10 protein-coding genes and 2 pseudogenes are annotated in these 11,971 nt (G+C 53.3%); 8 read left to right on the top strand and 4 right to left on the bottom strand.

The genetic code is table 11. From position 1 onward, the window contains the following. The first annotated feature begins 12 nt into the window (after positions 1 to 12). Positions 13 to 942, top strand: a complete 930-nt coding sequence (gene tus, locus J4728_RS03170; protein ID WP_208211135.1) for a DNA replication terminus site-binding protein — start codon at positions 13 to 15, stop codon at positions 940 to 942. Here the strand turns inward: tus and fumC are convergent. Then, complete coding sequence (gene fumC, locus J4728_RS03165) at positions 939 to 2,342, bottom strand: class II fumarate hydratase (protein WP_000259117.1); 1,404 nt, start codon at positions 2,340 to 2,342, stop codon at positions 939 to 941. The two genes, tus and fumC, sit on opposite strands and share 4 nt — an antisense overlap. A 167-nt stretch (positions 2,343 to 2,509) precedes the next feature. Then, entirely contained in the window at positions 2,510 to 4,156 is a 1,647-nt protein-coding gene (gene fumB, locus J4728_RS03160; protein WP_208211132.1) for a class I fumarate hydratase, read from the bottom strand. 199 nt (positions 4,157 to 4,355) lie between these two features. On the opposite strand from fumB, the gene manA reads away from it, so the two are divergent. Then, complete coding sequence (manA, locus tag J4728_RS03155; RefSeq protein ID WP_079903085.1) at positions 4,356 to 5,531, top strand: mannose-6-phosphate isomerase; 1,176 nt, start codon at positions 4,356 to 4,358, stop codon at positions 5,529 to 5,531. 102 nt (positions 5,532 to 5,633) lie between these two features. Continuing rightward, on the top strand, positions 5,634 to 7,142 hold the full coding sequence (locus J4728_RS03150; RefSeq protein WP_208211129.1) for a YdgA family protein: 1,509 nt from the start codon (positions 5,634 to 5,636) through the stop codon (positions 7,140 to 7,142). Positions 7,143 to 7,199: 57 nt separating this feature from the next. On the opposite strand, the pseudogene malI reads toward J4728_RS03150, so the two are convergent. After that, positions 7,200 to 7,801, bottom strand: a pseudogene (gene malI, locus J4728_RS03145) (Mal regulon transcriptional regulator MalI); the annotation flags it as partial. Between the two features lie 18 nt (positions 7,802 to 7,819). Here malI and J4728_RS03140 point away from each other — a divergent pair. Continuing rightward, positions 7,820 to 8,194, top strand: a pseudogene (locus J4728_RS03140) (aminotransferase class I/II-fold pyridoxal phosphate-dependent enzyme); the annotation flags it as partial. A 217-nt stretch (positions 8,195 to 8,411) separates the two neighbouring features. Continuing rightward, positions 8,412 to 9,413, top strand: coding sequence for an adenosine deaminase (gene add / locus J4728_RS03135; protein WP_208211126.1), 1,002 nt, complete (start codon positions 8,412 to 8,414; stop codon positions 9,411 to 9,413). Between the two features lie 74 nt (positions 9,414 to 9,487). Here the strand turns inward: add and J4728_RS03130 are convergent, their stop codons facing one another. Continuing rightward, complete coding sequence (locus J4728_RS03130) at positions 9,488 to 10,528, bottom strand: oxidoreductase (RefSeq protein WP_000998242.1); 1,041 nt, start codon at positions 10,526 to 10,528, stop codon at positions 9,488 to 9,490. A 207-nt stretch (positions 10,529 to 10,735) separates the two neighbouring features. Here J4728_RS03130 and blr point away from each other — a divergent pair, with 207 nt between their 5' ends. The 3 genes from blr to J4728_RS03115 all read left to right on the top strand — a co-directional run bounded on the left by blr (position 10,736) and on the right by J4728_RS03115 (position 11,902). Next, positions 10,736 to 10,861, top strand: a complete 126-nt coding sequence (gene blr, locus J4728_RS03125) for a division septum protein Blr (RefSeq protein WP_001708800.1) — start codon at positions 10,736 to 10,738, stop codon at positions 10,859 to 10,861. Positions 10,862 to 11,157: 296 nt separating this feature from the next. Continuing rightward, positions 11,158 to 11,373, top strand: coding sequence for a transcription modulator YdgT (gene ydgT, locus J4728_RS03120; RefSeq protein WP_000217946.1), 216 nt, complete (start codon positions 11,158 to 11,160; stop codon positions 11,371 to 11,373). 88 nt (positions 11,374 to 11,461) lie between these two features. Next, positions 11,462 to 11,902, top strand: a complete 441-nt coding sequence (locus J4728_RS03115; RefSeq protein ID WP_000214061.1) for a DUF2569 domain-containing protein — start codon at positions 11,462 to 11,464, stop codon at positions 11,900 to 11,902. The last annotated feature ends 69 nt before the right edge of the window (positions 11,903 to 11,971 follow it).

Here is an 11,971-nt window from a genome sequence, read left to right as displayed (position 1 = left end):
GTGAGTGATACCATGTCACGCTACGATCTCGTTGAACGCCTGAATGGCACTTTTCGCCAGATAGAACAACACCTGGCGGCGCTGACGGATAATCTACAGCAGCATTCGCTACTTATCGCCCGTGTCTTTTCACTGCCGCAGGTGACCAAAGAGGCGGAACATGCGCCGCTGGATACTATCGAGGTAACGCAACATCTGGGGAAAGAGGCCGAAGCGCTGGCGCTACGTCACTATCGCCATTTGTTTATTCAACAGCAGTCCGAAAACCGCAGCAGTAAAGCCGCCGTCCGCCTGCCTGGCGTCTTATGCTATCAAGTGGATAATGCGACACAGCTAGATCTGGAAAATCAGGTACAGCGCATTAACCAGTTGAAAACCACCTTCGAGCAGATGGTTACGGTAGAGTCCGGTCTTCCCTCAGCGGCACGTTTTGAGTGGGTGCATCGGCATCTACCCGGCTTAATTACGCTGAACGCTTACCGCACGCTGACGCTTATCAATAACCCCGCCACCATACGTTTCGGCTGGGCAAATAAACATATTATTAAAAATTTAAGCCGGGATGAGGTTCTGAGCCAGTTGAAAAAAAGCCTCGCGTCGCCGCGCAGCGTCCCGCCGTGGACGCGCGAACAATGGCAATTCAAGCTGGAACGGGAATATCAGGATATCGCTGCCTTACCGCAGCAGGCCCGACTCAAGATTAAGCGTCCGGTTAAAGTACAGCCGATCGCCCACATCTGGTATAAGGGCCAGCAGAAACAGGTGCAACACGCCTGTCCCACGCCGATTATCGCGTTAATCAACACGGACAACGGCGCTGGTGTGCCGGATATTGGCGGGCTGGAAAACTATGACGCCGATAATATTCAGCACCGTTTTAAACCACAGGCGCAGCCGCTGCGACTGATTATTCCGCGACTGCACCTGTATGTGGCGGATTAACGTCCCGGCGTCATACTGCCAACCATCAACTCCGGACGTACCCAGGCGTCGAACTCCTCGTCGCTAAGGTATCCTAATGCCACGGCTGAAGCTTTGAGCGTCAGCCCTTCTTTATGCGCCTTCTTCGCAATCTCCGCCGCTTTATCGTAACCGATGTGCGTATTGAGCGCAGTGACCAGCATCAGCGACTCATTCAGCAACTGCGTAATACGCTCGCGGTTTGGCTCGATTCCTGACGCACAGTGTTGATTGAAGCTCGCCATGCCATCGGCCAGCAGGCGCACCGTTTGCAGAAAATTATGAATAACCATCGGACGATAGACGTTGAGCTCAAAGTTGCCCGATGCGCCCCCCATATTGATGGCCACATCGTTACCCATCACCTGGCAACATAGCATCGTTACCGCTTCACACTGGGTCGGATTCACTTTACCAGGCATAATGGAACTGCCTGGCTCATTCTCCGGGATAGCAATCTCGCCAATGCCGCAGCGCGGGCCGGACGCCAGCCAGCGAACATCGTTGGCGATTTTCATCAGCGAGGCCGCCAGTCCTTTTAATGCGCCATGCGCCTGTACCAACGCGTCACAGGTCGCCAGCGCTTCGAATTTATTCGGGGCGGTAACAAACGGCGCCGCGGTAATCGTCGCCAGTTCCTCGGCCACGCGCCGGGCATATTCCGGGTGGGTATTAAGCCCTGTCCCTACTGCGGTTCCGCCGAGCGCCAGTTCCGCGACGTGCGGTAAACTGTGCTCAATGTGTCTGAGGTTATGTTCCAGCATGGCTACCCAACCGGAAATCTCCTGGCCTAAGGTGAGCGGCGTCGCGTCCTGCAGGTGAGTACGGCCAATTTTGACAATATCGGCGAAAGCGTGGGATTTATCGCGAAGCGTATCCGTTAATGCAGATAATTGCGGGATGAGGTGTTCGCGTAACGCCAGTAACGCCGCCACGTGCATGGCGGTTGGGAACACATCGTTTGAGCTTTGACTCTTATTGACGTCATCATTGGGATGCACCTTGCGTTCCATACCGCGAACGCCGCCCAAAATTTCACTGGCGCGGTTCGCTAACACTTCATTCATATTCATGTTGCTTTGCGTACCGGACCCGGTCTGCCAAATCGCCAGCGGAAACTCATCAGCATGTTTTCCCGCCAGCACTTCATCAGCCGCCTGGATAATCGCGCTGGCTTTTTCCGCCGCCAACAACCCTAAGTCCTGGTTGACCTTCGCAGCAGCGCGCTTGGTCAACGCCAGAGCGTGAATGAGCGAGACGGGCATTTTCTCCGTGGAAATCCGAAAATGCTCCAGCGAACGTTGAGTCTGCGCCCCCCACAGTTTATCTGCCGGGACTTCAATCGCGCCCATTGAATCTTTCTCGCGGCGTACCGTTACCATTACCTGCTCCTTACTCAAGTTGATGAGATCATGTGTCGACATTGCTCACATGTTTGCGGTCTTATGAGTATTAACGATAACAACACAACGGTGTAGACCGGATAAGGCGCTTGCGCCGTTCTCCGGCAAAATAGCGAATCATGTTACCGCCCCGCAGGGCGGCGACATTACTTAACGCAGCGCGCGCACTGCGATGACTGAATCTGCTGGAAGAAATCGTTGCCTTTATCATCCACCAGAATGAAGGCCGGAAAATCCTCCACTTCAATTTTCCAGATAGCCTCCATACCCAGTTCAGGATATTCCACGCACTCCAGGCGCTTGATACTACCCTGCGCCAGAACGGCTGCCGGGCCGCCGATACTGCCCAGGTAGAAGCCGCCATGTTTCTTACAGGCATCGGTCACCTGCTGGCTGCGGTTGCCTTTCGCCAGCATGATCATACTGCCGCCCTGCGACTGGAGCTGATCAACATAAGAGTCCATTCGTCCTGCGGTAGTCGGCCCAAGCGACCCGGAGGCGTACCCTTCCGGCGTTTTTGCCGGCCCCGCATAATAGATAGGATGATCTTTGATGTACTGCGGCAAACCTTCTCCTCTGTCCATCCGTTCTTTCAGTTTAGCGTGCGCAATGTCGCGGCCCACAATAATCGTGCCGTTCAGCGACAGGCGCGTTGATACCGGATACTGCGACAGTTGTTGCAGTATCTCGCTCATGGGACGGTTAAGATCAACGCGCACCGCCTCGCCCTCTCCCGCCTGGCGCAGCGCCTCTGGAATATATTTACCGGGATTGCGCTCCAGCTTCTCGATCCAGATCCCTTCCCGGTTGATCTTCGCTTTAATGTTTCGATCCGCGGAGCAGGACACGCCCATACCTACCGGACATGATGCCCCGTGGCGCGGCAATCGGATGACACGAATATCGTGAGCGAAATACTTGCCGCCGAACTGCGCGCCTAAGCCAAGATTTTGCGCCTCAAGCAACAATTCTTTTTCCAGCTCAATATCGCGGAAGGCCTGCCCGTGTTCATTGCCTTCGGTTGGTAGCGCATCATAGTATTTTGCCGAGGCCAGCTTAACGGTCTTCAGGTTCGCTTCCGCCGAGGTGCCGCCAATGACAAACGCAATGTGATACGGCGGACAGGCGGCGGTGCCCAGCGTACGCATCTTATCGACGAGATAATTTTTAAGCTTACCCGGCGTCAGAAGCGCTTTTGTCTCCTGATAGAGGTAGGTTTTATTCGCCGATCCGCCGCCTTTAGCGATACAGAGGAATTTATATTCATCGCCATCGACGCTGTAGAGATCGATCTGCGCCGGCAGGTTAGTACCGGTATTGACCTCTTTGTACATATCCAGCGCCGCGTTCTGTGAATAGCGCAGGTTATCTTCGATATAGGTGTTATATACGCCGCGAGCCAGCGCCGCTTCATCACCTCCACCAGTCCAGACGCGTTGGCCTTTTTTGCCGACAATAATGGCCGTACCGGTATCCTGGCAGGTGGGCAACACGCCCTTGGCCGCGATATCGGAGTTTCGCAGGAATTGCAGCGCGACATATTTGTCGTTTTCACTGGCCTGCGGATCGCGCAGAATATCCGCCACCTGTTGCTGATGCGCGGGACGTAGCATAAAAGACGCATCGTGGAAGGCCTGACGCGCCAACAACGTTAGCGCTTCCGGCGCGACTTTCAGGATCTCTTGTCCTTCGAATTCGGCGACGGAAACATGTTTGCTGGTCAACAAGTAGTACTCGGTATCGTCCTTTTTGAGGGGAAAAGGGTCTTGATAAAAGAAGGGTTTGTTTGACATTGTGCTCTCACTTACCGCTCGGTATGGTTATTCTCTGGGCAGGTGTTCCATTGCCCGACTCAAAGCGAGTAACACTATCCTACACAATTTTTTAACAAAAACTGAGACAAGTACGACTTTTTACGCCCGGAGGTTACTTCATGCGGGTTTCTTGGTTTAATACCTCCCATTGATCTCCACATTGAAACAGGGCTTGATAATGCAAAAACTCATTAACTCAGTGCAAAACTATGCCTGGGGAAGTAAAACTGCGTTAACGGAACTTTATGGCATCGCCAATCCGCAGCAGCAGCCAATGGCTGAACTCTGGATGGGCGCGCATCCCAAAAGCAGCTCGCGAATCACCACCGCCAACGGCGAAACCGTCTCCCTGCGTGACGCCATCGAAAAGAATAAAACCGCCATGCTGGGCGAAGCGGTAGCCAACCGTTTCGGCGAACTGCCGTTTCTGTTTAAAGTACTGTGCGCCGCGCAGCCGCTCTCTATTCAGGTGCACCCGAATAAGCGCAATTCCGAAATCGGTTTCGCGAAAGAAAATGCGGCGGGTATCCCCATGGATGCCGCAGAGCGGAACTATAAAGATCCTAACCATAAACCAGAGCTGGTTTTTGCCCTGACGCCTTTCCTGGCGATGAACGCGTTCCGCGAATTTTCTGACATTGTCTCTTTACTGCAACCTGTCGCCGGCGCGCATTCCGCTATCGCCCACTTTTTGCAGGCGCCGAACGCTGAACGTCTGAGCCAGCTTTTCGCCAGCCTGTTGAATATGCAAGGCGAAGAAAAATCCCGCGCGTTAGCCGTACTCAAAGCGGCGCTTAACAGCCAACAAGGCGAACCGTGGCAAACGATCCGCGTGATTTCAGAGTATTATCCTGACGACAGCGGGCTTTTCTCTCCTTTGTTGCTGAATGTGGTCAAACTGAATCCCGGCGAGGCGATGTTCCTGTTTGCCGAAACGCCTCATGCTTATCTGCAGGGCGTTGCGCTGGAAGTCATGGCGAACTCCGATAACGTTCTGCGCGCTGGCCTTACGCCCAAATATATCGACATCCCTGAGCTGGTCGCGAACGTGAAGTTCGAACCTAAACCTGCCGGCGAGTTGCTGACTGCCCCGGTGAAAAGCGGCTCGGAGCTGGACTTCCCCATTCCGGTTGACGATTTTGCTTTTTCACTGCACGACCTGGCGCTTCAGGAGACGAGCATCGGCCAACACAGCGCCGCGATTCTGTTCTGCGTTGAGGGTGAGGCGGTGTTACGTAAAGATGAACAGCGTCTGGTACTGAAGCCGGGTGAATCGGCCTTTATCGGCGCGGATGAGTCTCCGGTTTACGCCAGCGGCACGGGCCGTTTAGCGCGTGTTTATAACAAGCTGTAGCAACGTACTGAATTTTTTAACAACTCTTGCTAAGCTTATAACAGACGTAAAACTCCTCCAGGCGGTTTAATCCGCCTGGTTTCATTTTTATGGACAATTGGTATGAAAAAAACACTGGTAGCTGCAGGTGTAGTGATTGCACTTGGCATCGTCTGGACAGGCGGCGCCTGGTATACGGGGAAAAAGCTGGAGAACCATCTTGCAGAAATGGTGACTCAGGCCAATGAACAGCTCAAGCGTACTGCGCCGGAGGCCGGTGTCGAATTAAGTTATCAAAACTACCAGCGCGGCGTGTTCAGTAGCCATCTGCAACTGGTTGTCAAACCGGTTGCCGGCGCAGACACTACCTGGTTGAAGCCCGAGCAAAGCATTGTGCTGGACGAGTCCGTTTCACATGGTCCCTTCCCGCTCGCCCAGCTCAAAACGCTCAATCTGATCCCTTCTATGGCGTCGGTAAAAACCACGCTGGTGAATAACGATGCGGCAAAACCCCTCTTTGATATCGCGAAAGGCGACACGCCCTTTGTCATCAATACCCGCATTGGTTATGGCGGCGATACCCGCTCCGATATCTCTCTCAAGCCGTTAAACTACGAGAATGCCGGTGAAAAGGTCGCCTTTAGCGGCGGCGAGTTCCAGCTTAACGCCGATAAAGACGGTAATGTGGTTTCGCTGTCGGGCGAAGCGCAGAGCGGCCTGGTCGATGCCGTTAACGAATATAATCAGAAGGTCCAACTCACCTTTAATAATTTGAAAACCGACGGTACCAGTAAACTGGCAAGCTTTGGCGAACGTGTGGGCGACCAAAAGTTAACGCTGGATAAACTGTCCATCGCCATTGAGGGTAAAGAGATGGCGGTGCTGGAAGGGATGGAAATTGCCGGCAAGTCCGATCTCGTCAACGACGGAAAAACCATTAACAGCCAGTTGGATTACTCGCTTAACAGCCTGAAAGTGCAGAATCAGGATTTGGGCAGCGGTAAATTAACGCTGAAAGTCGGTCAAATCGACGGCGAAGCCTGGCACCAGTTTAGTCAGCAATATCATGCGCAAACGCAGGCGCTGCTGAATCAGCCGGACGTGGCGCAGAATCCTGAGCTTTATCAGCAAAAAGTCACTGAAGCGTTCTTTAGCGCTCTCCCCGTGCTGTTAAAAGGCGATCCGGTTCTGACCCTGGCGCCGCTTAGCTGGAAAAACGCCAAAGGGGAAACCACGCTGAATCTGTCGCTGTTCCTCAAAGATCCGGCAACCACAACGGCACAACCGCAAACGCTGGCGCAGGAAGTCGACCGCTCCGTGAAATCGCTGGATGCGAAACTGGCAATTCCAATGGACATGGCGGTCGAGTTTATGACGCAGATAGCAAAACTGGAAGGCTATCAGCAGGATGATGCGGAAAAACTGGCAAAACAGCAGGTGCAGGGGCTGTCCGCAATGGGTCAGATGTTCCGACTGACAACGCTGAAGGATAATACTATCGCCTCCAGTTTGCAGTACGCCAATGGCCAGATCACGCTCAACGGACAAAAAATGCCGTTGGAAGACTTTGTCGGCCTGTTTGGAATGCCAGCGCTTTCCGTACCGGACGTTCCGGCGCTGCCTCAACAATAATCGCCTTGCCGGGTGTCGCGACGCTGCACCCGGTCTGCGCCGAACGACGCGCAGCCTCTACTTTTGCGTTACCAGGCGAGCGGCTATCGTTTGACTCCGCACATGGTGCTCGTCGTGAGCAATACGCTGCAATATTCGTTCGCCAGGGTATAGCCTATTTCTCGCGCCGGCGTACTGGCCCAGATAATCGGCAGGTCGTCGGGGGCGTTCTCCGCCACATCAGCAAACGCCGCCAGCGACACCTGCTGCTCGAAATAACGATCGACACCGCTCTCGCCACTCTGTCGTCCGGCTCTCAGTAGGCCAAACCACGCCCCCATCGCAATGGTTTCGTTGTAACAAACGACAGCGCTAATGGTCGGATTGTATCGCAACAGCGCGGTAATGCTTTCTGCTGCCTGTTTCTGACTGGAAGCGCATTCCACGACCCACTCGCTGTGAAACGGTAGACCGTATTTTAACAACGTCGCGCAATAGCCGCCCACGCGCTCCGCGCGGGTTAAAGATGCGCTTTGTCCTCCCAGCCAGGCGATGCGCTGATGGCCCTGACGAATAAGGTACTCCGTCAGGAGCTGCGCCGCCTGCATGTTGTCAGGCCGAACGGTATCCGCATCATCAAGATAGCTGGCGCGTGACGCAAACACCACCGGAATACCTTGTGCGTCGGCCTGCGCTCTTCTTCGCCAGCGGTGCTCTCGCTCACGGCGCATATTGCCGCGTATCAGCACGGCGCGCCGTGGCTGGATGCGTTACGCGCCTCGCTGGCGGCTAATATGCGCTATATTGAGCAGGCGCTGAATGGCGCCTTTCCGACGTTGAACTGGCAAGCGCCGCCATCGACCTATCTGGCCTGGATTGATCTCCGTCCACTCGGCATTGACGATCAAAAATTACAGCACACGCTCATTCATCAGGAGAAAGTCGCCATTATGCCCGGCGATACCTATGGCGCAGAAGGCCGGGGATTTGTGCGTCTGAATGCCGGATGCCCTCGCCTGAAACTTGAAAAAGGCGTCAACGGATTGATTAACGCTATCCGCACCGTTCGCTGATACTGTCTACAAGCGGGGGGTTGACCCTTTATCCTGAGAGGCGATAACAGAGACGGCCCCCGTGAGCTGACCGGGGGCGCGTTAAAGAGAATGATACAAAATTTCTCCCGCGCTCTCGCGAAGTTGCAACGTAATGACTCCGTTTTTGCAAAATTTCCAGAGCATTATCAATCTGTAGTATAATGGTGCGCACTTTTATTAAAAATTGAGTGCGCCCATGATTGATATTACGCTTCCTTTGACTGACATCCACCGCCACCTTGATGGCAACATTCGCGCCCAAACAATTCTGGATCTTGGTCGGCAGTTCAACATCGCCCTTCCCGCCCAAACGCTGGAAACGCTGATTCCGCATGTCCAGGTCACCTCAACCGAACCCGATTTAGTAAGCTTTCTCACTAAACTCGATTGGGGGGTAAAAGTCCTGGCATCGCTTGACGCCTGCCGCCGTGTGGCCTTTGAAAATATTGAAGATGCGGCACGTAACGGCCTGCATTACGTCGAGCTTCGCTTTTCGCCCGGCTATATGGCGATGGCGCATCAGTTACCAATCGCAGGCGTGGTTGAAGCCGTTATCGACGGCATACGCGACGGCTGTAACACGTTTGGCGTCGAGGCGCGACTCATTGGCATTATGAGCCGTACCTTCGGCGAGGCGGCATGTTTACAGGAGCTTGATGCGCTGCTGGCACACAGAGAGAAAATCACCGCGCTGGATTTAGCCGGTGATGAGCTGGGCTTTCCCGGCAGTCTGTTTTTGTCGCACTTTAATCGGGCGCGCGATGCGGGCTGGCATATTACCGTTCACGCTGGCGAAGCCGCAGGGCCGGAAAGTATCTGGCAGGCGATTCGCGAACTGGGGGCCGAGCGTATCGGACATGGCGTAAAAGCTGTCGAAGATCGCGCGTTAATGGATTTTCTTGTACAACAGCGTATCGGTATTGAATCCTGTCTGACCTCGAATATTCAGACCAGTACCGTCGCATCGCTGGCAGATCATCCGCTCAAAACCTTCCTTGAACATGGCGTTCTCGCCAGTCTTAATACGGACGATCCGGCTGTTCAGGGCGTAGATATTATCCATGAATATCACGTTGCCGCGCCAGCGGCAGGATTGAGCCGCGAACAGATTCGCCAGGCGCAGATTAACGGTCTGGAAATCGCCTTTTTGAGCGATGGCGAAAAACGTGCGCTGCGCGAAAAAGTGGCCGCGGCGTAAGATTGCTTTATTGATGCTAACGCCCTCTCTCCGCCTGCGATTTAATGCTATCCCAGGCGGAGAAATGCGACATCTCAGGCAAGACACAGCGTCGCGCGATGTTTTGCCGATTCCATGCCCAGTTCAATCAACTCCATAATTTGAATCGCCTGGCTTGCTGGCACGGGATTTTCACCGTTACCGTTTAACGCATCGCGGATGGCGGCATAATATGCCGGATAGTTACCCGGCAACGTAAGCCAGTTTTCTTCTTTGCGCGTCTCTCCCTCAACCAGGGTCAATACGCCGTCACGCATGTCGTATCCCCAGTCTTCCTGCGGTAAACGCTCGCCGTTTTTTAACCGTTCTTCCTGGGGATCGAGGCCATATTTTACATAGCTACCGCGCGAACCATGAACGATGTATCGCGCGGATTCCGCCGCGGCCAGCATCGTACCGTGCAAAATCACGCGGCGCTGGGGGTAGGATAAAATCGCGTGGAAATAATCTGTAGATTGCGCGCCCGGACGCAGTTGCGCTAAATCCACCGTCATGCTGACCGGCAGGCCAAAAAGTTGAATGGCCTGATCCAACAAGTGCGGCGCCAGATCGTACCAGATACCACTTCCCGGCCCGCCTTGCTCGCGCCAGCGGTCGCGCACCTGGGGACGGAAGCGATCAAAGTGGGATTCAAACAAGGACACCTCGCCGAGCACGCCATCCGCCAGCAAGGCCTTCAGCGTCAAAAAATCGCTGTCCCAGCGTCGGTTGTGGAAGACGGAAAGTACCCGACCAGTGCTCCGCGCAAGCGCATCCAATTCTCGCGCCTGTGACAGTGTCACGGTAAAGGGTTTATCAACCACCACATGCTTACCGGCTTCCAGCGCAGCTTTCGCCAGCGGGAAATGGGTATCGTTGGGCGTCGGGATCACGATCAGGTCGATATGCGGATCGTTAAATAAATGTCGGGGCTCAGAGACCACGGAAACCGCCGGCCAATCTGCTTTCACTTTTGTTTCATCGCTGCTGGATACCGCCGCAAGCTCTAGCCCTGGCGTTCCCATAATTAAGGGCGCATGAAAGGTTTTACTGGCGTAGCCATAACCGATTAACCCAACGCGGATTTTATCATTCATCTCACTGCCTCCGGTTTTAGATATCGCTATTCCACACCATCGTGCGATTAGCCGCAATAGCGTCCTGACCATCAACGTAGCATCAAATGATTAACTTGTTACAGAACAGAGGCTGAAAACGTTTCCCTCCCTCTTGCCGACCGTTCGCCAGGAAAGTAACATTTACCCCCTGTGTTTATGGATAAATCAAAGCAAATGTCGTCAATAATGAATCGTCTTATTGAATTAACTGGGTGGATAGTTCTCGTTATCTCAGTCATTCTTTTAGGTATTGCCAACCATATTGACAATTACCAACCACCAGAGCCCACGGCTTCCGTTCAGAAAAAGTAAGCGTCAGATAATGTAAAGGCATTTTCGCGTGGTACGGTAAGCGGCGCCCCGGGGGTGCAAAGAAAAGTCAAAAACCGGCAAAAAAAACGAAATATGTCCTATCTGGTCTGACGTTTATTGCCTGTTGTAGGAAAGCGCGTTAACCTTTCGCCCCAGGCGCCATGTGGCGCCTGACTCTTTACCGGTAAGAATATTCCCTTTTTACCTGCACCCCTGACCTCTCACTGGTGCGGTTTTGTTTATTTTTTATCAGTGACTACTCCGTTGGCATTATATTTAATATGGATCAACTTTATATGACTGTTCAGGATTATCTATTAAAATTCCGCAAAATTAGCTCGCTCGAAAGTCTGGAAAAACTGTTCGACCACCTTAACTATACCCTTACTGATGACATGGACATTGTTAATATGTATCGCGCTGCAGATCACCGCCGTGCCGAACTGGTTTCCGGAGGACGCCTGTTTGATGTAGGTCAGGTCCCGCAATCCGTCTGGCGCTATGTGCAATAAAGAAAGTAGCGTTTAACATCAAAAACCTTATAATATTTGCCCCAAAATGAGCGGCATGACCGTTAACGCGCGTAACCCCGGAGAAGATATGACTACAACACCGCCACAACGAATTGGAGGCTGGCTTCTTGGCCCGTTAGCCTGGCTGTTAGTCGCGTTGTTGAGCGCCTCGCTGGCGTTATTACTCTACGTTATGGCGCTTGCCACACCGCAAACGTTCAAGACGCTTAGCGGACAGGAAACCGGTAATTTACTGCTATGGGGCATTTCATTTATTACCGCTATCGCCATGTGGTACTATACCCTGTGGTTGACAATCGCATTCTTCAAACGCAGACGCTGCGTGCCGAAGCATTACATTATCTGGCTGCTGGTGTCGGTGTTACTGGCGGTTAAAGCATTTGCCTTTTCGCCCGTCTCAGATGCCTTTGCCGTGCGTCAGTTACTCTTCCCACTGTTGGCAACGGCGCTCATTGTGCCTTATCTCAAACGTTCAGCGCGCGTTAAAACAACGTTTGTTAATCCGTAATAACCCTACAGTTAACCTGTTGTCGCCTGTAGTAGTTTGACAGATAATAGGCGGCTTTTTTATTTCAGG

The sequence above is a fragment of the Salmonella sp. 32070601201500089SM genome, assembly GCF_017573605.1.
Lineage (GTDB): Bacteria > Pseudomonadota > Gammaproteobacteria > Enterobacterales > Enterobacteriaceae > Salmonella > Salmonella enterica.
Note: the sequence above shows the minus strand (reverse complement) of the source record. Positions and strands in the feature narration are given on the sequence as shown.